The organism is Hyphomonas sp. (assembly GCF_040882205.1).
In the GTDB taxonomy this organism is placed as follows: domain Bacteria; phylum Pseudomonadota; class Alphaproteobacteria; order Caulobacterales; family Hyphomonadaceae; genus Hyphomonas.
The window spans coordinates 1-20519 of the sequence record NZ_JBBEBT010000368.1 but is presented as its reverse complement, the minus strand read 5'-3'; the positions used below and the strand labels follow the sequence as shown (position 1 = coordinate 20519).

General features: G+C 64.1%; 18 protein-coding genes. 8 read left to right on the top strand and 10 right to left on the bottom strand.

Going from position 1 to position 20519, the window contains the following annotated elements; genetic code table 11:
- Nucleotides 1-209: 209 nt before the first annotated feature.
- Nucleotides 210-674, bottom strand: coding sequence for a 23S rRNA (pseudouridine(1915)-N(3))-methyltransferase RlmH (locus tag WEA77_RS16015; protein ID WP_368068870.1), 465 nt, complete (start codon nt 672-674; stop codon nt 210-212).
- A gap of 3 nt (nt 675-677) precedes the next feature.
- Nucleotides 678-1022, bottom strand: coding sequence for a ribosome silencing factor (gene rsfS, locus WEA77_RS16010; protein ID WP_368068869.1), 345 nt, complete (start codon nt 1020-1022; stop codon nt 678-680).
- A 254-nt stretch (nt 1023-1276) separates the two neighbouring features.
- Here rsfS and WEA77_RS16005 point away from each other — a divergent pair, with 254 nt between their 5' ends.
- From WEA77_RS16005 to WEA77_RS15995, 3 genes are read left to right on the top strand one after another with little or no spacing between them, the layout of a single operon-like run.
- Nucleotides 1277-1981, top strand: coding sequence for a BON domain-containing protein (locus tag WEA77_RS16005; protein ID WP_368068868.1), 705 nt, complete (start codon nt 1277-1279; stop codon nt 1979-1981).
- Between the two features lie 38 nt (nt 1982-2019).
- Entirely contained in the window at nt 2020-2988 is a 969-nt protein-coding gene (gene gshB / locus WEA77_RS16000) for a glutathione synthase (RefSeq protein ID WP_368068867.1), read from the top strand.
- 9 nt (nt 2989-2997) lie between these two features.
- Nucleotides 2998-3366: a hypothetical protein gene (locus tag WEA77_RS15995; protein ID WP_368068866.1), complete on the top strand. Its 369-nt coding sequence runs from the start codon at nt 2998-3000 to the stop codon at nt 3364-3366.
- 13 nt (nt 3367-3379) lie between these two features.
- Here WEA77_RS15995 and WEA77_RS15990 read toward each other — a convergent pair whose 3' ends face one another.
- Entirely contained in the window at nt 3380-4549 is a 1170-nt protein-coding gene (locus WEA77_RS15990; RefSeq protein ID WP_368068865.1) for an alpha/beta hydrolase family protein, read from the bottom strand.
- A 95-nt stretch (nt 4550-4644) separates the two neighbouring features.
- Here WEA77_RS15990 and WEA77_RS15985 point away from each other — a divergent pair, with 95 nt between their 5' ends.
- On the top strand, nt 4645-5331 hold the full coding sequence (locus WEA77_RS15985; RefSeq protein WP_368068864.1) for a VOC family protein: 687 nt from the start codon (nt 4645-4647) through the stop codon (nt 5329-5331).
- Between the two features lie 103 nt (nt 5332-5434).
- Entirely contained in the window at nt 5435-5845 is a 411-nt protein-coding gene (locus tag WEA77_RS15980) for a helix-turn-helix domain-containing protein (protein ID WP_368068863.1), read from the top strand.
- 9 nt (nt 5846-5854) lie between these two features.
- On the opposite strand, the gene mutS is transcribed toward WEA77_RS15980, so the two are convergent.
- The gene (gene mutS / locus WEA77_RS15975) at nt 5855-8551 is read right to left on the bottom strand and encodes a DNA mismatch repair protein MutS (protein WP_368068862.1); all 2697 of its coding nucleotides are present in this window, start codon (nt 8549-8551) and stop codon (nt 5855-5857) included.
- A 134-nt stretch (nt 8552-8685) separates the two neighbouring features.
- Between mutS and WEA77_RS15970 the strand changes: the two genes are divergently transcribed.
- Nucleotides 8686-10962, top strand: a complete 2277-nt coding sequence (locus WEA77_RS15970) for an NADP-dependent malic enzyme (protein ID WP_368068861.1) — start codon at nt 8686-8688, stop codon at nt 10960-10962.
- A 4-nt stretch (nt 10963-10966) separates the two neighbouring features.
- On the opposite strand, the gene WEA77_RS15965 is transcribed toward WEA77_RS15970, so the two are convergent.
- The 3 genes from WEA77_RS15965 to dusA form a co-directional block, all read right to left on the bottom strand.
- Nucleotides 10967-12703 carry an MFS transporter gene (locus tag WEA77_RS15965; protein WP_368068860.1) on the bottom strand — a complete coding sequence of 579 codons (1737 nt, stop codon included), beginning with the start codon at nt 12701-12703 and terminating at the stop codon, nt 10967-10969.
- Nucleotides 12700-14190: an ATP-binding protein gene (locus WEA77_RS15960; protein ID WP_368068859.1), complete on the bottom strand. Its 1491-nt coding sequence runs from the start codon at nt 14188-14190 to the stop codon at nt 12700-12702. The genes WEA77_RS15965 and WEA77_RS15960 overlap by 4 nt, the downstream gene beginning before the upstream one ends.
- Nucleotides 14191-14327: 137 nt before the next feature.
- Nucleotides 14328-15311 (bottom strand): tRNA dihydrouridine(20/20a) synthase DusA, encoded by a 984-nt coding sequence (dusA, locus tag WEA77_RS15955; RefSeq protein ID WP_368068858.1) that lies wholly within the window; start codon nt 15309-15311, stop codon nt 14328-14330.
- A 331-nt stretch (nt 15312-15642) separates the two neighbouring features.
- On the opposite strand from dusA, the gene WEA77_RS15950 reads away from it, so the two are divergent.
- Both WEA77_RS15950 and WEA77_RS15945 read left to right on the top strand, forming a co-directional pair.
- Entirely contained in the window at nt 15643-15879 is a 237-nt protein-coding gene (locus WEA77_RS15950) for a hypothetical protein (protein WP_368068857.1), read from the top strand.
- 452 nt (nt 15880-16331) lie between these two features.
- A complete protein-coding gene (locus WEA77_RS15945) occupies nt 16332-18041 on the top strand; it encodes an SUMF1/EgtB/PvdO family nonheme iron enzyme (protein ID WP_368068856.1) in 1710 nt (569 codons plus the stop codon).
- Nucleotides 18042-18303: 262 nt separating this feature from the next.
- On the opposite strand, the gene WEA77_RS15940 is transcribed toward WEA77_RS15945, so the two are convergent.
- The 3 genes from WEA77_RS15940 to WEA77_RS15930 form a co-directional block, all read right to left on the bottom strand.
- Nucleotides 18304-18639 (bottom strand): hypothetical protein, encoded by a 336-nt coding sequence (locus WEA77_RS15940; protein ID WP_368068855.1) that lies wholly within the window; start codon nt 18637-18639, stop codon nt 18304-18306.
- Between the two features lie 3 nt (nt 18640-18642).
- A complete protein-coding gene (locus tag WEA77_RS15935) occupies nt 18643-19719 on the bottom strand; it encodes a flagellar biosynthesis protein FlhB (RefSeq protein ID WP_368068854.1) in 1077 nt (358 codons plus the stop codon).
- Nucleotides 19720-19727: 8 nt separating this feature from the next.
- Nucleotides 19728-20519 (bottom strand): flagellar biosynthetic protein FliR (locus tag WEA77_RS15930; RefSeq protein WP_368068853.1); only part of this gene is annotated, 792 nt, incomplete at its 5' end.

Below are 20519 nucleotides of genomic sequence, written 5' to 3'. Positions count from 1 at the left end.
GCCGTCTCCCGCTTTGACATACTCCTTAAGGTGCACGCCCCCTGCCCGGCAACCAGCAGCGGAATTTGCACGCGGAGTGATCCGGTTTCGCCCGGTTGCACAGCACAGGCATGAGGGTGATAGCGGCGGGCCTGCGGGCATGTGCCGCCGGAGCCTCCAGGGGGCACCGGTCTTACTCCCCCCGGTCGCCGGGGCCCGCTCCGCCCCCGTCAAGCCTTGTGGTACGGCGTGCCTGCCAGGATCGTCAGGGCGCGGTAGACCTGCTCGGCCAGCATCGCGCGCACCAGCCGGTGCGGCCAGGTCTGCGCGCCGAAGGCCAGCGATCTGGGCACAAGGCGGCGGACATCCGGCGCGAAGCCTTCAGCGCCGCCAATGAAGAAGACTGTGTCGCGCAGGCCTTCGTCGCGCCAGATCGCGAGGCGGCGGGCGAGTTCGGTGGAGGTGAGGTTTTCGCCCGCTTCGTCGAGGCGGAGGCACTTCGCGCCTTCGGGCATGCGGGCAATCAGGCGGGCGCCTTCGGCCTCAAGGCCGCCGCCACCGGCAATTTCGTGTTCTTCGGGACCGCGGAAACCAAGCTGGCGGGCGAGCGGCAGGCTGCGGCCAAGATAATCATCCGTCAGGCTGCGTTCGGGGCCGTCCTTCAGGCGCCCCACTCCGACAATCTGCAGCCGCATGGATCAGGAGGACGCGCGCGCCGTCCGGTGGGCCGGGCTGTCCGACATCCATATTTTCTCGAGATTGTAGAATTCGCGCACTTCCGGGCGGAAGAGGTGGACAATCACGTCGCCAGTATCGATCAGCACCCAGTCTGCATTTGCCATGCCCTCGATGCTGGCCGGGCGGCCGGTCAGGCGTTTCGCCTCCTGGGCTACATGTTCCGCGAGCGCCGAGACGTGGCGTCCGGAACGGCCCGACGCGATGATCATGAAATCAGCGAGGGAGGATTTACCCTGAAGCTCGATGAAGGCGAGGTCTTCGGCCTTGTCGTCTTCGAGGACTTTCGAGAGGGCTTCAGCCAACACCTTGATGTCGGCGAGCGAGACGTTCTTGGGGGGCTCAACCCGGGATTTGGCGGATGACAGGGCAAGGGCTCCTTTTGCGACCTTTGTGCAAACTTAACATGCGCGGGCCTTCCCAACCAGAAAAAAGACGCAGCGGCGGGCAAGCGCGCGGTTTGTTCAGAAGCTATACAGGGTTTCATTAGGAAGATGCCCGAGTTTGGCCCTATCTTGAGGGTAATGAAGTTTTCTCCACCGTGACTTCCGGGATTTCCTCCATGCGTGCCATTTTTGCCCTTCCGCTCGTGCTTGCCTCCCTTTCACTGACCGGCTGCGCCGCTGCCGTGGTCGGGACCGCCGGGGCGGTCGGGCTGACCTCCGTTCAGGAAAAAACCATGGGCGAGGCCCTGGACGACGCGACCGCGTCCAACGAGATCAAGGCCAAGTTGCTGAACGAAAGCGGCGCCAGGTTCGGCGAAGTGGATGTGGAAGTCTCGAGCGGCCTCGTGCTGCTGTCCGGCCGGGTGAACGCGCCTGAAGACCGCACCTATGCCGAAGGGATCGCCTGGAGCTCCTCGCGCACGCAGGATGTGGCCAACGAGATCCGCATCGAGGCCCCGGGCGGGTTCATGGCGAATGTGTCCGACGAGATTATCACCGGCCGTGTCCGGGCCCGCCTGATCGGCTCGAGCTCGGTCAAGAGCGTCAATTTCAACATCGAGACCTATGGCGGCGTGGTGTATCTGATGGGTATCGCCCGGGACACCGAGGAGCTGCGCAAGGCGGCAGAGGAAGCCAGCGTTGTGGGCGGCGTGACGCAGGTTGTTTCCTATGTGCGCGTGCGCGACGAGGCCGGCCAGCCCGCAGCGCCGGTCTCCACACAAACACCGGCCCCCACTTATCAACCAGCCCCCGACGCGTCATATACGACCGAGCCGATGCCTGAACTGCACGGCGCGAGTTACGACACAGGAAGCCGCTGACACCGCGCGCCTTCCGTTAATCCGGGGGCTGAAGCCGCGTGAAACAGCGTATCGCAATCCAGATGGACCCGCTCGAACGGGTCAATATTGACGGCGACACGACCTTCGCCCTCGCCGAAGTCGCGCAGGCGCGCGGCCATGAGATTTTCGTCTACGGCGTCAGTGATCTGGCCTGGACCGAAGGCCGGGTGACGGCGCGCGCCAGGCCGGCCCGGGTGCAGCGGGTTCGCGAGACGCCCGGCCTGTTCGGCGAAGCCGTCACGCTGGACCTCGCAAACGACACCGACGTGATCCTGATGCGGCAGGATCCGCCGTTCGACATGGGCTATATCACCGCCTGTCACCTGCTGGAGGAAGTGTCCGGCGAGACGCTGGTGCTGAACGACCCGGCAGGCGTACGCTCGAGCCCCGAGAAGATTTTCCCCTTGATGTTCGCGGACATCATGCCGCCGACACTGGTGACCCGCGACCGGGCGGTGATCGACGCCTTCCGCGCCCGGCATCACGACATCATCGTCAAGCCCCTCTACGGGCATGGCGGGGCGGGTGTGTTCCGGCTGACGCAAGAGGATTCAAACCTCGATTCGTTGCTGGAACTCTTCCTCGGCCGCTCCGGCGAGCCGGTGATGGTGCAGGCGTTCCTGCCGGCGGTGGCAGACGGCGACAAGCGCATCATCCTCATCGACGGCGAGGCGGTCGGCGCGATCAACCGCAGACCGAAGGCCGGACAGGTGCGTTCGAACCTGGTGGTGGGGGGCACGGCCGAGGCGACCGAGCTTTCGGCCGCCGACAAGCAGATCTGCGCCCGCATCGGACCGGAACTGAAGCGGCGCGGGCTGGTCTTGACCGGCATCGACGTGATCGGCGGACGGCTGACGGAGGTTAATGTCACCTCCCCGACCGGTCTTCAGGCCCTCAAACGGTTATCCGGCATTGATGCGGCGGCAAAATTCTGGGACGTTGTGGAAACCAAGCTCGCAGCCCGTTCGCTGCAGCATCATGCCTGAGGAATTCGGATGAAACCGGTTGCTGCCCTTCTCCTTCTTTCGCTCGCCGGAACCGCCGCCTCCTGCACGGCCACGGCCTCCGGCGAGACCGCCGGAGGCCCCGCTGCGAAAGCGGCCACTGAGATCGCGGAGGTGCAAGGCACCCTCAACCTCAATATCGGCCGCAAGGCGGAAGAACCCGGCCGGATGATTGTCGGCTCCGGCGCCGGCACGGCGCAAGGCGGCCTGATCGTGGCACCGGGATCGACAGGCGCGAGCTTCGAGGATGTCCCGGACCTCGGCATCCAGTTGCAGGATGCGCCGGAAACGTCTGACGATCTCCTGGCACCGAAAGCGGCGCCGTCCGATGAAGACGATATCGTCCGCCTGCCGCAATAGCCTCCCGAAGGGATCAGCCCGCGAGGCCTTCCTTTTCCAGCCAGTCTGAACAGACCTTGACCGCCTGCGGCAGCAGGTCCGGACGCTCTATGTAATAATGATCGGCCCCCTGAATGTCATGATAGGACTTCCTGTCATGACTGACCGCCTCATACAGGCGGCGAGCATGGCTGGGGGTGCAGGCGAGATCCGCCGTATTGTTGATCACGATGACCGGACAGGAAATGCGCGAGGCATTGCCGAGGCCGTCCGCATTGGTGGTGTCGTAGCCCCATTGCGAAAGCCAGGAGCGCAGCGTGGTAAACCGGGCGAGACCGACCGGACCATCGTTCGCGATGCGCGGCTCACCGAGATAGCAGGTATAGGGGCGCCGGTCAGATGGCTCCTGCGCGGGGTCCGTCCAGCAGACGCTCGACATTGTTCCGTGCACGGTGAAGGCGCGTTCGGCGTTGTCCTCGCCCTTTCGGCGCAGCTCTTCCAGCGTGCCTTGCACCCAGGCCGTGATGCGGCGGTTGCGGGCGAGCTGGGCGGCGCGGAAACGGTCGACAAAATCTTCCGTATAAGGAGGCTGTGCAGGGCATGCGGGGTCATAGATGTTGAGGGCCGGGTCGCGGTCGAAGGGGCGCGTCTCGTCGGTGATTGACGGGTCCATCCATTCGGTCAGCGTGATGGCGCGGCTGACATGTGCGGCGAGCAGCATGATACCATCCGCAGGCGGCATGGCTTTTTTGGTCAGGTCGTAGGCGTCGCCTGCGGGCGTGTGGGTGAGGGTGGGGCGCTCGGCCTGGTCCTGGTAGAACAGCGACAGCGAGCCGCCGCCGGACCAGCCGCCGAGGATGATGCGCTTGTAGCCGAGGCGCGTGCGCGCATGCTCTGTACAGGCGCCGAAATCGGCGGCGCATTTCTCCATGATCAGCGCGGTATCGTTCCCCCTGTAGCGCGTGTTGGCATAGATGACGTGCTGACCCCCGCGGGCGAGGGCGGAGACGAGCGGCAGGAAAGCGCCGCCTCCGATGGGGTGGGAGAAGATGACGACGCTGTCGGCCTTCGTGCCGGCCGGATAGATGCGCATGCACTCGACGGCGATATTGTCCCCTGCCCCGCCATAGACATCCTTGAAGGCAGATGGGTCCTTGTGGATCACGAGATAGGGCTCCCGGACGATTTCCCCTGCGCCAGCCATCGACCTGCCTCCTTGCCCCTTTGGGTTATGGGGTGCACATTATGCGTCAGAACGGCCCTGTCCATGTGGCCGCAGGGTCAAGGGAGACAGACGTCATGATCAAGGCGAACGGCATTCACCATATTGCGATCATGGCAGCGGACATCCGCGAGCATATCGCGTTCTTTTCCGACGTTATGGGCTTCCAGCTCTCGGCCCTGTTCGATATGCACGGCGTGCCGGGCGGCGTGCATGCCTTCCTGCACATGGATGATCACTCCTACTTCTCGGTGGTGCAGCTTCCGGCGGTGAAGGATATCCCCATCCAGCTGGGCGTGACGCATGCCGGCACCGGGGCCGGGCCGTCTGCCCCCGGAACGATGCAGCACCTCGCCTTCCGGGTGGACACGCTTGACGACCTGCTGGCGATCCGTGACCGGATCCGCACCAAGGGCGTCAATGTCATCGGCCCGATGGACCATGCGATGTGCCACTCGATCTATTTTGCCGGGCCGGACAACATGACCCTCGAAGTGGCCTGCTCGACCGTGCCGATCGATCCGCGTGCCTGGATTGATCCGTCGGTGGTCGAGAAGGTCGGTATCACGCCGGCTGAGCTGGAAACTTTCAAGCATCCGGACACCTACGCAGGCGAAGGCGGCGCCGTGAAACAGCCGGCCTATGATCCGGCCAAGCCGCATCAGGCCTACCCGGAAGCGATGTACAAGGCGATGATCGCGGCCCCGGACGAGATGATCCTGAAGGCCACGAAGTTCGAGCCGCCGGTAAAGGTTACCGCCTGAGCTGCGCGCGGCGGCAAGCTGCGGACGTACACGAAGCGGTCGGATCTGGCCTGCAGCTTGCAGTATCCAGAGCTGGACAATCATGTCCGGGCTGGAGACTGCCTTGGCGACACGTGACGAAACCTCGCCCGCCCATGAAGCGCGCAAGCCGACTGATGCCGACCGGTTCGTTGGCCAGCGCCTGCGTCTGGGCCGGCGCGAGCTTGGCCTGACGCAGGAAGCGCTTGCTGCGCTCCTCGGCGTCACCTTCCAGCAGATCCAGAAATATGAAGCGGGCCACAGCCGGATGTCGGCGGGCCGCCTCCTCGAAATCGCGCAGGCGCTAAGCCGGCCAATCGGCTGGTTTTATGAGCCGTTCGAGATGACCGAAAACGCCGACGACGCGCGCGGACGCGTGCTGCAGGCGCATGATCTGAAGCGCGATGCGCGGCGGCTGGTCGAGGAAATCGGCGATATTGAAAGCCTGCAGGCCGCTGTGCGCGTGCTGGAAGCCCTTGCGCTGCGCGCGCGCTGAGGCGCGGCGTCAGTCTTTCCCTTTACCCAGAGCCTTGAGTTCGTAGAGCGCGGCGAGGGCCTCGCGCGGGCTGAGCGCGTCCGGATCGAGCGCATCCAGCGCGGCGAAGACGGCCTGCGCTTGCGTTGACGCCTCCGGGGTTTCATTTGACGGCGCCGCGGCAAACAGCGGCAGACTTTCAGCCGCCGAGGGGCCGGCTTCCAGCTGTTTCAGTATCTGCGCGGCGCGGCTGACTGCGCTGCGCGGCAGACCTGCGAGGCGGGCGACCTGCACGCCGTAGGAACGGTCTGCCGGACCGGGCTGAACCTCGTGCAGGAAGATCAGGTCCTGCTTCCATTCCCGCGCCTTGAGGCTGGCATTGGCCGCGCCCGGAAGCTCGGCCGCGAGCGCGGTGAGTTCATGATAGTGGGTGGCGAAGATGGCGCGGCAGCGGGTCTGCTCGTGCAGGTGTTCGACTGCCGCCCAGGCGATGGCGAGGCCGTCCCAGGTCGCCGTGCCGCGGCCGACTTCATCGAGGATGACGAAACTGTCGGGTGTTGCCTGATTGAGGATCGCGGCGGTCTCGACCATCTCGACCATGAAGGTCGAGCGCCCGCGCGCAAGATCATCAGAGGCACCAACCCGGGAGAAGACGCGGTCGGCAAGACCGAGGCGCATCGAGACGGCGGGTACGAAGCAGCCCGCCTGCGCGAGGATGACGGCCAGCGCCGACTGGCGCAGGTAGGTCGATTTGCCGGCCATGTTCGGGCCGGTGACCAGCAGGAAACGCGGCGCGACTTTGACGCCGGCGTCGAGGCTCAGATCGTTGGCGGTGAAACCTTTCCCTTCCCGGCGCAGGGCCGCTTCGACGACCGGATGGCGCAGGCCTTTTGCTTCAAACACCGGGGCGGTGTCGATGACAGGCCGCACCGCGCCTGTCTCATCGGCCCAGACGGCATTGGCGGCGGCGACGTCGATGGCTGCAATCGCGGCGGCGACGCGCGCCAGTGTTTCGCTTTCGGCAGACACGCGCGCGCAGAAGCCATCGAACAGCGCAATCTCGAGCGCCCTGGATTCCTCTTCGGCGCGGCTTATGCGGCCGGCGAGTTCAGCAAGTTCGGTGGTCGAGAAGCGCACGGCGCCGGCCATGGTCTGGCGGTGGATGAAATCGTTTGCCAGCGGCGGTTTCAGCATCGGGTCGGCAAGGCGCGCGGGCACTTCGATGAAGTAGCCAAGGACATTGTTGAATTTGATCTTCAGCGCATTGATACCGGCTGCATCCGCGTAGCGGCCTTGCATCTGCGCGATGACGCGGCGGCTGTCCTCGCGCAGACCGCGCACTTCGTCGAGAGCAACGCTCCAGCCGGGCGCGATGAAACCGCCGTCGCGGGCAAACATGGGCGGCGCGTCGTTCAGCGCGCGGCCAAGCTCGTCCGCAAGCGCGGCAATGCCTGGTGCTCCCGTAAGGCCGAGGACTTCTGCTGCTGCGGCGAGGCGGCCGGGAAGCGGCGCGCCGGAGGTGTTGAGCAGGCGAGCTGCCTGCAGGCCAGACGCCAGCGCACGGGCGAGTGCCTGCAGGTCGCGCGGACCGCCCCGGCCGAGGGCGAGACGCGCCGCGGCGCGTTCAAGATCCGGCGCAGCTTTGAGGGCGGCGCGCACATCGCCGAGTATGCGGCGCTCCCCGGCAAAGAAGCTGACCGCATCGAAGCGGGTTTCGATCTCACTGCGATCGCGCGAAGGACGGGCGAGTTGCGTAGCAAGCAGGCGCGCACCGGGCGCGGTGACCGTGCGGTCGATGGCGGCGAGCAGGGAGCCTTCGCGGCCGCGCGTGAAGGAGCGGTCGATCTCGAGGCTGGCGCGGGTGGCAGGGTCGATCAGCAGCGCGCCGCCCGGCTCGCCGCGTTTCGGGGCAGCAAGGCGGGCCGGGCGGCCAGCCTGCGTGAGTTTCACATAGTCGAGCAGCAGGCCGGCGGCGGCGAGTTCGGCTTTCGAGAAATCGCCGAGGGCGTCGAGCGCCGCGACGCCGAAGGCTTCCTTAAGGAGCGCTTCGCCGGATTTCGGTGTACCGGTGCGGGCCGGGCGTTCGGTGATCGGCGCGGTGGTCATTTCGCGCAGACCCGCGAGGGCGGGCCGGGCCTGGTCGGCGTCCGACACGACGAGTTCGCTGAGCGGCCAGGCGAGCAGCGCATCCCCGATTCGGGCAGGCTCAAGCGCCGTGAGTTCGAACAGGCCGGTAGAGACGTCGCAGACGGCGAGCGCGGCCTCGCCCTGCCCCGTGAAAGCCAGCGCCGCGAGGGCCTGGCCCTGCCGGGCGGGCAGCAGGGTTTCCTCTGTCAGCGTCCCTGGCGTGACGACGCGGACAATTTCGCGGCGCACGATGGATTTGGAACCGCGCTTCTTGGCCTCTGCCGGGCTTTCGGTCTGCTCGCACACCGCGACCCGGCAGCCGGCCCTGATCAGTCGGGCGAGATAGCCTTCGGCGGCGTGATAGGGCACGCCGGCCATCGGGATCGGCGCGCCGTCATGCGCGCCGCGCGAGGTAAGTGTGATGTCGAGGATACCGGCGGCGATCACCGCATCGCCGAAGAACAATTCATAAAAATCGCCCATCCGGAAGAACAGGAGCGCGTCAGGCTGCGATGCCTTGATCGACAGGTACTGCGCCATGAACGGCGTTGGCTCGGACGCAGCGGCGGCAGGCGGGGATTTGGAAGCGGTGTCCGGCATGGAGCGGCACGCTAGCCGTTGCGGGCCAGATTCGCAAAGCCGGAGGCAGCCAGCTGTGCGGATTTGACTGTTGGCAGGCGCACCGGCGCGGCCTAGACGGGGGAATAGCCCGTTCCAACTGATACAGAGCCCACATGACCACGCAGCGCCCGAGCTTCACGGACCAGGAAGCCCTCGATTTCCACTCGCACCCGACGGCGGGCAAGATATCGATGATCCCCACCAAACCGATGGGCACGCAGCGCGATCTGTCGCTGGCCTACAGCCCCGGCGTGGCCATCCCGGTTCTGGCAATCGCCCAGAACGAAGACCTGGCTTATGACTATACGTCCAAGGGCAACCTCGTAGCGGTGATCTCGAACGGTACGGCCATCCTCGGGCTCGGCAATCTCGGGCCGATGGCCTCAAAGCCGGTGATGGAAGGCAAGGCGGTGCTGTTCAAGCGCTTCGCCGACATCGACAGTTTCGATGTCGAAGTGAACACGTGCGACGCCGAGGACTTCATCCGAACCGTTCGCAATATCGGCGCGACCTGGGGCGGCATCAACCTCGAGGACATCTCGGCGCCGGATTGCTTCATCATCGAGAGCCGCCTGCGCGAAGAACTCGACATTCCGGTTTTCCACGACGACCAGCACGGCACGGCGATCATCGCTGCCGCCGGCCTGATCAATGCGTGCCACATCACGGGCCGCAAGCTTTCCGATGTGAAGGTTGCCGTCTCCGGCGCCGGCGCGGCCGGACTTTCGGTTGCCGGCCTGATCCGGCATCTCGGCGTGAAGGGTGGGAACATCCTCCTCTGCGATACCGCCGGCGTCATCTATGAAGGCCGCACGGAGAAGATGGACCAGTTCAAGTCTGCCTTCGCGGTGAAGACCAAGAAGCGCACGCTTGCGGACGCCATGGACGGCGCGGATGTTTTCCTCGGGCTTTCGGTCAAGGGCGCGGTGACCAAGGACATGGTGAAATCCATGGCCAAGAACCCGATCATCTTCGCGATGGCGAACCCGGATCCGGAAATCACGCCGGAAGACATCAAGTCTGTCCGCAGCGACGCGATCATCGCCACAGGGCGGTCGGATTATCCCAATCAGGTCAACAACGTTCTCGGTTTTCCTTACATCTTCCGGGGTGCTCTGGATGTCCGGGCACGCAGCATCAACGAGGAGATGAAGGTCGCCGCGGCGCGCGCCCTCGCCGAACTCGCGCGCGAAGACGTGCCGGACGAGGTGGCCGCTGCCTATCACGGCGCCCGCCCGACCTTCGGCCGCGAATACATCATCCCGACGCCGTTCGACCCACGCCTGATCAGCTTCGTGCCGCCGCTGGTGGCGCAGGCCGCGATGGATACCGGCGTAGCGCGCAAGCCGATCACCGACATGGATGCCTACCGCCAGAGCCTGGTGCGACGCGCCGATCCGTCTGCCGCTTTCCTGCAGGGCGTGCAGGCGAAGTGCCGGGATGTGCAGCGCCGCATCGTGTTTGCCGAAGGCGAAGAGCCGGCAGTGGTGCGCGCTGCCTGGAGTTTCAAGAACCAGGGCCTTGGCCATCCGATCCTGATCGGGCGCGAAGCGCAGGTCAAGGCGACGATGGAGCAGATGGGCGTGCCGGCCGGCTCGCTCGACATCATCAACGCGCGCCTGTCGGACAACAATCCCGCCTATGTCGACATGCTTTACCAGCGCCTCCAGCGCAAAGGTTTCCTGAAGCGCGACGTGCAGCGCCTCGTCAACCAGGACCGCAACGTGTTCGGCTGTTGCATGCTGAAGAACGGCGATGCGGATGGCATGGTCACCGGCGTGACGCGGGCCTATGACGCCGCCCTCAAGGATGCCCTTCTGGTGCTCGATCCGATCCCCGGACAGGCCGTGATCGGCATGTCGATGGTGATCAATATGGGCAAGACGATCTTCATTGCGGATACGAGCGTCAACGAGTTACCGGACGGTCAGACGCTGGCAAACATTGCGCTGGAAGCCGTGCGCGCCGTGCGCAGCGTTGGTTTCCAGCCGCGCGTGGCCTTCGTCTCCTACTCGACCTTCGGCAATCCGATGGGCGAGCGCGGCGACAAGGTGCGCGATGCGGTGTGTATCCTCGACCGCACGACAGGCATCGACTTCGAATACGAAGGCGACATGAACGCCGACGTGGCGCTCAATCCGAACCACCGCCTGCTTTACCCGTTCTCGCGCCTGACCGGGCCGGCGAACATCCTGGTGATGCCGGCGATCCACTCCGCGTCGATCGCGACCAACCTGCTTGAGCAGATGAGCCGCGCCACGATTATCGGACCGATGCTTCTGGGCCTTGAGAAGCCGGTGCAGATTGCCTCACTCGGTGCGACGGTCGGCGATATCGTGGACCTTGCCACGCTGGCTGCCTATGACATCGACCAGGTGCACAGCGCCTGAAAGATCAACCTGCAGCCAGGGCTTCGGCGGGTTTCGGTAAACGCAGCTGGCGTGCCCATTCGATTAGGGTGAGCGCCACCGCGATGCCGCCGAGCCAGAAAGTCAGTATAAAGACGCTGTAATATCCCTGGGTCTCGATCATCGCGCCGAGCCAGGGGCGGCCGAGCGTGCCGATCAGCATGGTGAGCGAGGCGAGCAGCGCATACTGCACAGCCGCAAAGCGCGGGTTCACCACCGACGTGAGGAAGGCGACCACCGCCACGCTGGCAAAACCGCCGGCAAGGTTTTCACCCGCAATCGCGATCATCAGGCGGGCCATGCGGTCACCCGCTTCGGCGCCCTGCCCTTCCGGCGAGACCTGCGCGGCCCATCCGGCGAAGGTGCGGAAGGGATCAGCAATACGCGTCCATTCGAGGAAGGCATCAATCCCCGCGCCGCCGCGTGACAGGTCTGCGAACAGCAGGTTGGTGGCCGCTGCCAGTACAGCGCCCATGACCAGCACCGGCATGCGGCCAATGAAACTGATCACAACCGCGCCGATCGCGGCCCCAGCCACGGTCATCAGTACACCGAAGAATTTCGAGGCAACCGCGACATCCGCCATCGTGTGGTGGAGCGCGCCGAACCGGTCGTCGAGGTAGAACGGATAGGCGAACGAGCCCCAGACGGAATCGGTGAACCGATAAGTCAGCGCCAGCAGGAGGACGAGCAGCGCGCCCCAGCCGAGGCGGCCGATCAGGTCCATCAGCGGATCGAAGATCGAGCGGAAGACGGCGCGGGTGATACGGGAGGCGGCTGGCTCATCCGACGCGCCATCGACGATTTCCGCCGGTTGCCGGCCATGGCGCAGCAGCAGGATGAGCGCTCCGGCGGCGGGCAGAAGCACGGTCAGGAAGACGATCCACGGACCCTGCTCCGCGACGAAGGCTCCGCCCTTCGGCGGCGGAACCTGCGTGAAGGAGGCAATGACAAACCCCGCAATCATAAGGAAGGCGGCGATCCAGCCGGCGGCAACCAGAAGTGTCGCAAAGGTGCGCTCGCGGGCGGGCAGGCCGGCCTGGAAAGTGAGGCGCGCGGTACCTGGGCCGGTCTCGATCGCAGGCTCCGGCGCCAGGAAGGTCCCGGCGATGGCGAGCAGCATCATCACCGCGATCATCACATAGACGACGACCCAGCCATAGACCCCGGCCAGCAGCAGCGCGAGGAAGCCAGTGATGAAGCCTGCGATCCGGTAGCCGAACTGGTAGAGCGCGGCCATCAGGTCCTTGTCTTCTTCGGAGCGCGCCACTTCTATGCGCCAAGCGTCGAGGACGATGTCATGCGTTGCCGAGAAGAGTGCTGCGAACAGAGCAATGACGGCCACCAGCGCGATGTTTACGCCGGGATCCGAAAAGGCGAGCAGGAAGAGCAGACCCGCGATCGGAAGCTGGAGACTGAGCAACCAGGTGCGGCGCGGGCCGAGGAACGGGAAAGGATGGTGCGCTGACTGGAAGGCCGGCGACCAGAGAAACTTGAAGGCATAGCCGATGGTGACAATCGACAGTACACCGATGGTCGAAGGCGAGACGCCTTCCGTGGTGAGCCAGGCGTTCAGTGTGCCGAGGACTGCGCCGTAAGGCAGGCCGGCGGCGAGGGCCAGCAGGAACATAGCCGCCATGCGCCGGTCGCGCATCGCCTTCAGTGCGCGGATGAAACGCGGCGGGGCCTTTTCGGGCGCTCCGGCAACTGCAGCGTCGGTCATGCGGCGCCTGTCAGGCGGCCGGCGCCGGCGGTCCACTGGAGCGCGAGCGAACGCAGGGCCTGCGCATCCAGGGGCTTGGCGGCAACTCCGCTGGCGCCGCAATCACGGGCGCGGCGTTCGATGTCTGGATTGATTTCGGCAGACACGGCAATGATCGGGGCGGTGAAACCCTCGGCCCGAAGGCGCCGCATTGCTTCGAAACCGTCCATGACCGGCATCCTCAAATCCATCAGTACAAGTTCCGGCGCCATCCGCGCCGCTGCGTCGAGCGCTTCGCTTCCGGTTGCCGCCACAGTTACGGTAAATCCGGCTGATTCCAAGGCGCGGCGTGCAATCAGCGCGTTTACGGGATTGTCATCCGCAATCAGCACCCGGCCAGCACCGGTTTCGGTTTCCGGCTCTTCCGCCACCAGCCGGCCGCTGCGTGCCAGCAGGATGCGTTCCGCAATCGACGACATGCGCAGTGGCCGCACCAGCCAGCCGCGGCAGCCGAGCTGCCGGAACCGGCCGATGGCGCCGCGGTCTTCGGGACGCAGCACAACGAGCGCAGGGGCCCTGCGCGCCAGCGCAGAGACCATGGCCTCGGGCAGATCTGCGCCCACCAGGATTACATCGATTCCGGCGGGCACGTGGCCGGTCGACAGGTCGATCTGGAAAGCCTCCGTTTCGAGGCCGGACATGGTGGCAGCGAGGGCGAGCGTGGTCGCCAGCGGCAGACCGGCAAGGCCGATACGCCCAGAGAGCCGGGCCGGGTCCTGAAGCGGCGGCGCATCCGCGAGGCGCAGGGGAACATCAACGGAAAAGGTTGCCCCTTCCCCGGGACACGAATCCACCCTGACCGAGCTATTCAGAAGGTCGGCCAGGCGCTTGACGATGGCGAGCCCGAGCCCGACCCCGCCATCGCGGTAGGCATCTCCGGTCGCCGACTGGCGGAAAGCTTCAAACAGACGCACCTGATCTTCCGCGGCAATGCCCGGGCCAGTATCGCGCACCCGCAAGGTGAGGCCGGATGCATGCGGCTCGACATCCACGAGAACGGCGCCGTGACGCGTGAACTTCAGCGCATTGCCGACGAGATTGAAGAGTATCTGGCGCACGCGGCCAGCATCGCCTTCGTAAATCGGAACTGGCCAATGGACGGCGCGGACGGCAAGGTCCAGCCCGGCCGCGTGGGCTCTCGGAGCAAGCAGTTCGGCAACTTCGCGGGCGAGTTGGAGGGGACAGAAGTTTACCTGCTCGAGTTCTACGGCCGACGCATCGAGCCGCGCATAGTCGAGCACGTTGTTCAAAAGATCGAGCAGCCGCCCGCCGGACAGACGGATTGTTTCGGCATATTCGCGCTGCGCGGGCGAAAGATCGGTTTCGAGCAGGAGCGAGACGGTGCCCAGGATGCCATTCAGAGGCGTGCGGATCTCATGGCTTGCGGTCGCCAGGAAGGCTTGCTCGGGCGATTCGGTCTTGGACAGGCTGGGCGGGGGCAATGTCATCGGCCGAGCCTAATGCGAATGACTGAGCAGAGCCTTAACCTGCAGGGCGCCAATGCACGCGTCAGTCCGCAGTCAGAGTGCCCGGGGTGTGCCATCCTTGAGCTTGCACTGAGCCCGGCTGCTGCACCTTAGCGGTTTCAGGTTGCCGGGAGATTTTCTTCCACTGCAGCCAATGCGTCGTGAAGCACATCAAGCCCGGCGCCCTTGCGGGGCGCCTGCTCCGAGAGGATGCGTCGCCACTGGCGCGCGCCGGGCTGACCTGCAAACAGGCCGAGCATGTGCCGCGTCATGGAATGCAGGCTTGCGCCTTCGGAGAGGCGCGCAGCGATGTAGGGCTCATAGGCGCGGATCGCTTCGGGAGCGGAGATTGACGTCGCGGCATCGAAAAGGCGCCTGTCGACTTCGCCGAGCAGACCGGGCGTCTGGTAGGCGGCCCTGCCCAGCATCACGCCGTCAAAAGTGCCAAGGAGCCCGGCGCACTGATCGAGCGTCGTGATGCCGCCATTGAGGATAAGGGTCAGATCGGGCCGCGCGCGCTTGAGCTCGCCAACCAGGGCATAGTCGAGTGGCGGTATCTCGCGGTTCTCTTTCGGACTGAGGCCCTTGAGCCAGGCAGCGCGCGCATGGACCGTGAACACAGAGCATCCCGCCGCTGACACTTTTTCGACGAAGGTAAACAAAGTTTCGCGTGCCGGCTGGTCGTCGATCGAAATCCTGCTCTTGACAGTGACCGGGATAGAGACTGCGCGGCGCATCTCGGCAACGCATTCCGCAACCAGGTCCGGCTCCGCCATCAGGCAGGCGCCGAACGCGCCGGACTGCACACGTTCCGACGGGCAGCCGCAATTGAGGTTCACTTCATCATAGCCGAAGCCATCCGCAATCCGCGCCGCTTCGGCTAGCTTTGCCGGATCGGACCCACCCACCTGAAGCACAACCGGATGCTCTTCGGGACCATAGCTGAGGAGACGCTCGCGCGGACCATAAAGGATCGCATCCGCCGTCACCATTTCGGTCCACAACAGCGCGCGCTTCGTCAACACCCGGTGGAAAGCCCGGCAATGGCGGTCAGTCCAGTCCATCATCGGCGCAATATTGAACCTATGTACTTGATATTTCATGTTTTTCAAAAATGTCATAGGCTTGGTCACATCAGGCAAATCGAGCCGGGCGTCCGCCGTGTCAGCAGGAAGCATAGTTTCGTCAGTCTGGTCCATATACATGTTGAAGACATGCACACGGTGCACAAGGCGCTGCTGCGCTCCAGGGAGGCGGCCTTGAACCGGCTTCGCGAAGATTTGCGTGATGTGCCGCTCAGCCAGCTGCCGCGGGAACAGCTCATCAAATACGGGCTCTCCCGCGCCAAGGAAGGCGCTGGAGCGTCAACGGTATCCATCGACATCTCATTCACCGGCACGCTGTTAATGCACGCGGCGGCCGTTCACGGAATGCATGTTCACATGGAAAAAGGCTCGCCTCGAGCGTGTCGCCCTGAACCGCCTCGGACTGGTTGGTGCGTCCAGCGAGGGCGGCCATCGCCCGAAGGAGAGCGAACTCAAGAAGCACTTCGAAAACGTCGATTGGAACCTGCGCTGCAGGGTCCCGATGACGCGCCTCATCAAGTTCGCAATAGCGACGGCGATGCGCATTGATGAGATTTTCCGGATCGCGCGGGAAAGACGGCAATGACCAACGCGTGCCGCCGCCGGATGTGACAGGCTATGACGCCCCCGCCCTGCTGCGGGAACAATGTGCGCTATTCCTGAACCCGCCGGAGTGCTTTTCCGCACAATACCAAAGCTGCACCAAATCTGCGGGGACGGCGTTTCAGAGGGCGTGCAAGGACCCCGCAATTCTCGATCTTCATTTCCAGGCGGGCGTCAGTCGCCTTCGGGCAGGGGCCCACGCCTCAGCCCCGGGGGTGACCTGACGCCATGGCGAACCGGATGCGCCGGAACGGAACAAGGACGCGCGCGCCGACCTTGGGAAGTTTGAGCCGGAGGGCGCCGCAGGATGCGTTTGTGAACAAGGGCTCGCTGGCACTGCCTGGGACGTCCCCGGTCAGGCTCCGGGCATGCCCCCGCCACCGGGCGTGACAAAGTCATTACCCATCGACTATGGGTTGGGTTAATGAGGCGGCGATGACAGATGTTTTCCTGAGTTTCCGGAAGGAGCGCCGGGCCCATGCCGAGCGGCTGGCAGCCACGCTTGAAGCGCATGGCTATGAGATAATTTGGGACCGTGAGCGTTCCGCCGCTCCCGGTCCGCTTGACCAGACCGAGACGAATCCGGAGCCCTCACCGATTGTCATCGTGCTCTGGTGTTCGGCGTCGGTTCACTCGAAGTCTGTTCGTTCTGAGGCCAGTCATGCCAAAAGCAGCGGGAAGCTGGTCGAGGTTTACCTGGAATGGGTTGAGCCGCCGCCTGGTTTCGAAACGGCGCAGGGTCTGCCCCTTAAAAACTGGAGCGGTGAGCCGGAGTCCGAGGGCATCTACAGCCTCCTTTATGCAATTGCCGAGCGCCTTGGAAACCGGCGCCGGTCCCCGAACGCCGTCCGCCTTCTCAGCCGCGCGCCGGCGCTGGCTCCCGTCTTGCCCCTGCAGGTAAATGAGCAGGAGCGCGCAGACCTGCAAACCGCGCCGGAGCTGGTCAACGGGCAAGGCCGGGCTTTGCAATCTGAGGCGCGCTGGGCACTGATCGAAAAGAGCCTGACTGTTCGCGATTACCAGGACTTCCTCGAAGCTTTCCCTCGCGCGCCCGAGGCATCCAACGCCCAGATCCACATCCGCCAGCTGGAAGACTGGTCGGGGGTCGATCACGCGTCGCCGCACGAGATCTCCGTGTTTCTGGACGACCCCTCGAGAGGGGCAGGCCTGTTTGCACATCTCGGCAGCCACGCCCGCAGCGTATTGCGCCGCAGCGGGATCGCCCGGCTGACGCTTGCGCAGGAACTCGCGGATGATGAACAGGCAAGAGCTGAGGCCGAAGACCGCGCACTGAAGGCGCTGGAGGCGCGGCTGGGCCGAGAGGGGATGCGCGCTGTCCTGGCCGCGATGGCCGGAAAGCCGGCAGCCGAACGGGTGTTCCCTGTTCGTCTTCCGGCGGTTGCCCTCTGGCCAAAACCGCGAATGGTCGTCATCCCGCCCGGGCGTTTACTGATGGGGGCGCCAACCGCTGAGCCCGGGGCCGCCGAGGCGGAATTTCCTCAACACGAGGTCGTCATCAGTTACGCCTTTGCCCTTGGCCAGCATACGGTGACCTTCGCCGAATGGGACGCAGCCCGGGATTCCGGAGCCGCGCTCCCGAACCTGGCGGACAATGGCTGGGGCCGGAACCGGCGCCCGGTGATCAACGTCTCCTGGGAAGGTGCGACCGCCTATATTGCCTGGCTGAACGAGCGTTTCGGTCTGTCCGGCAAACGCGATGCATTTCGCCTGCCCTCAGAAGCCGAATGGGAATATGCCTGCCGGGCCGGGACGGTGACAGCCTTCCATTTCGGCGAGACGATTTCGGCGAAGCAGGCAAACTATAATGCTCACCAGGCATATGGCGACGGCCATAAGGGCGTCTATCATGAGAAAACCATGCCGGTTGGTTCTTACCCGGCGAATGAGTTTGGCCTGCACGACATGCACGGCAATGTCTGGGAATGGTGCGCAGATCCCTGGCACTATAATTATTCTGGCGCGCCGAACGACGGATCGGCCTGGGAGGGGGATCACTCGCCCCGTGTCCTTCGCGGCGGTTCGTGGGTCAACAATCCGGTAAACCTGCGCTCAGCCGCCCGAACCCGGGTCACTACCTCAAGCCAGGGCATCATCAACGGGTTCCGCCTGGCGCGCACGGTTTAGCCTGCGCCTGCCCTGTCGGCGAGGCGCTGCCGGGCAGGCAGCCTCTGAACTGAGACGCGGCCTTGCGTGCGCCAACATGGGAAAGGGGCGCGGGCCGGACCAGGCCGAACGGCCCCGCTGATGACGCGCGCCACCCGGGGCGCTGATCCAGACCGGGGAGGACGACCTGCGCCTGGCTGACCTTTGCAGGATCGCCCGGGCGCGGTGCCTGACCGGCGCGGCTATCTGCCGGAAAATCCGAGCAGACGTCTGCGCAGGCGCCCTACCCTTCCGGCAAAACCTCGTCGAGGCGTTCCTGTGAGTGAAAAACCCGCTTCAGCGCTTCGCGCGCCGCATCCAGTTCGGACCGCCTGACAAGCAGCGCCGCATTTCGTGCGTCAATGTCGCGGATCACCCTGTCGACATGCCCGTGCGCCTGGGCCAGGAAATAGGCTTCTATGCCCGCCTTGCCTTCATCGAGCGCCTTGAGACCGGCTATGAGGTCATTGATGGCCGCCTCGATACCCTCCACATCCAGCTGCAGTGCCCGCACCTTCTGTTCAGCGCTTTGACGCTTCAGCGCCACGATCTTGCGGAGAGCATCTTTCCTGACCGCCATAATCTATCCCTGCGGCTGGCTCTTGAGACGGTCGATGAACTGGATCGCCGCGGCAACGGCAGCAAAATGCTCGGGACGTATCTCTTCGTCGATATCAACCAGGTTGTAGATCGAGCGGGCAGCCGGCGGATCGCGGTAAATGGGGATCTTGTTCTCGGCCGCTATCTCGCGGATCCTGGCTGCAATTTCGTCGACGCCCTTTGCAACACAAACCGGCGCTTTCTGGCTCTCGGGATCCCATTTCAGCGCCACGGCGTAGTGGGTGGGGTTGACCATGATGACCGTTGCCGTCTTCACGTTCTGCATCATCTGGCCTTTCGAGATTTTTGACGCCTTCTCGCGGCGCCTCATCTTCATCTCCGGATCGCCTTCGCTTTGCTTCATCTCCTTCTTCATGTCCTCACGCGACATCTTCAGCTTGTTGAGATGTAACTGGCGCGTAAGCGGCAGGTCGATCACAGCGAGCGCGACCTGAAAGGCAAGGAAATACAGGATCAGCCGAAGGGTCTGGTCGAATGTGAACTGGTAGACGTCCTCCATCTGCATCTGGGCGCTGGCGTAATAGTCCTCCATGAACTGGACGAGGAACACGATGCCGATCACCACGGCAAAGAGCAGTTTTAAGGTGTCCTTCAGAAAATCGAGCAGTCCGCTGGTCCCATAGCGCTTCTTGATGTTCTCAAAGGGTGAGATCTTCTTGATGTCGAGCTCAATCTTCTTCAGCGAAAAGACGATGGCCTGCTGAACGGTGAGCGAAACAAGCACGATTACCGCAGGCACCAGAAAGATCGGCAGCAGATGAAGCGTGACACTCGCGATCCAGCCCCAGGCCGCGCCGCCACCTCCGCTGAAGATGTCACGGGCGAAAGAGTCGCCGTGATAGAGCATTGAGGAAAAATCCTCGAAGAGCGTCTGTCCTACGACCGCATTCAGGATAAAAGCCGCTGCCACGATGCCAATAATCACCGCAAGGGCGTTGGCCTCCTTGGACTGGGGAACGTTGCCCTCCTCGCGCGCCTGTCGCAGGCGCTCCTCGGTGGCATCAAATTCCTTTTCGGCGCTGTCGTCCTGTTCGGCCATCTTTTATCTCAGATCCACCAGACGACCTGCATGGCACGGTCTTTCCAGGCAAGCAGGATGCCGGCGATCGACAGGGCAAGCATCATCGTGCCAGCACCCACCATGAACGGGGCGCCGACAAAGGCCACCATCAGGGAGGGCAAAGCCTTGTTGATGAAGCCAAGACAGATATTGTAAAGCAGGTTGACGGCGACGAACGGCCAGGCCAGCAACAGGGCAAATCCAAATGCGGCATAAAAGCTCTGTGCCACCATCGGCCCGCTCAGCAGGGTGAGCGCGCCCAGCGGAATGTCTGCATAGAGGCGCAGAAGTGAGACGATCACTTCGACATGGAAGTTAACCGACAGCAGCACCGCCGCGCCTGCGATTGAAAGCATGTTCGCCGTAAGGGTCTGCGCTTCGTGCTCCAGCGCCGGCGCCAGGAACTGAGCCAGTCCGATCGACTGAGCGATGACCGAGCCTGCGATCATCAGCATCCAGATTGTCAGGCGAAGCACAACACCGAGCCCGAAACCGATAAAGATTTCCATCATGAGCAGACTGAAAAGACCAGTGAGCTCTGTGGCAACAGGCGCCTCTATGAAACCAGATGTGGTCATAGCAAGGGCTACGCCTATCAACACAAACGCGCGGGCCCGTGTCGGTATGACCTGTTCGCCAATCCCTGGCAGAAAGAATATGACAAAGGACAGCCGCGCCACGACCATCATGAACAGCGCAATCCACGCCGTCAGGTCGTCCGGCAACGGAATACCAAGGTCCATCAGGCAACGCCGATAATATAGGGCTTGCTCTTTGCG

What these genes read in the sequence shown, in the direction of transcription:
- WEA77_RS15940 (WP_368068855.1), bottom strand. Translation starts at nt 18,639, where the DNA reads ATGGCGGTCAGGAAAGATGCTCTCCGCAAGATCGTGGCGCTGAAGCGT.
- mutS (WP_368068862.1), bottom strand. Translation starts at nt 8,551, where the DNA reads ATGCCGGACACCGCTTCCAAATCCCCGCCTGCCGCCGCTGCGTCCGAG.
- WEA77_RS15945 (WP_368068856.1), top strand. Translation starts at nt 16,332, where the DNA reads ATGACAGATGTTTTCCTGAGTTTCCGGAAGGAGCGCCGGGCCCATGCC.
- WEA77_RS16015 (WP_368068870.1), bottom strand. Translation starts at nt 674, where the DNA reads ATGCGGCTGCAGATTGTCGGAGTGGGGCGCCTGAAGGACGGCCCCGAA.
- WEA77_RS15950 (WP_368068857.1), top strand. Translation starts at nt 15,643, where the DNA reads ATGTTCACATGGAAAAAGGCTCGCCTCGAGCGTGTCGCCCTGAACCGC.
- dusA (WP_368068858.1), bottom strand. Translation starts at nt 15,311, where the DNA reads ATGAAATATCAAGTACATAGGTTCAATATTGCGCCGATGATGGACTGG.
- WEA77_RS15990 (WP_368068865.1), bottom strand. Translation starts at nt 4,549, where the DNA reads ATGGCTGGCGCAGGGGAAATCGTCCGGGAGCCCTATCTCGTGATCCAC.
- WEA77_RS15985 (WP_368068864.1), top strand. Translation starts at nt 4,645, where the DNA reads ATGATCAAGGCGAACGGCATTCACCATATTGCGATCATGGCAGCGGAC.
- WEA77_RS16005 (WP_368068868.1), top strand. Translation starts at nt 1,277, where the DNA reads ATGCGTGCCATTTTTGCCCTTCCGCTCGTGCTTGCCTCCCTTTCACTG.
- WEA77_RS15965 (WP_368068860.1), bottom strand. Translation starts at nt 12,703, where the DNA reads ATGACCGACGCTGCAGTTGCCGGAGCGCCCGAAAAGGCCCCGCCGCGT.
- WEA77_RS15970 (WP_368068861.1), top strand. Translation starts at nt 8,686, where the DNA reads ATGACCACGCAGCGCCCGAGCTTCACGGACCAGGAAGCCCTCGATTTC.
- WEA77_RS15960 (WP_368068859.1), bottom strand. Translation starts at nt 14,190, where the DNA reads ATGACATTGCCCCCGCCCAGCCTGTCCAAGACCGAATCGCCCGAGCAA.
- WEA77_RS15935 (WP_368068854.1), bottom strand. Translation starts at nt 19,719, where the DNA reads ATGGCCGAACAGGACGACAGCGCCGAAAAGGAATTTGATGCCACCGAG.
- WEA77_RS15995 (WP_368068866.1), top strand. Translation starts at nt 2,998, where the DNA reads ATGAAACCGGTTGCTGCCCTTCTCCTTCTTTCGCTCGCCGGAACCGCC.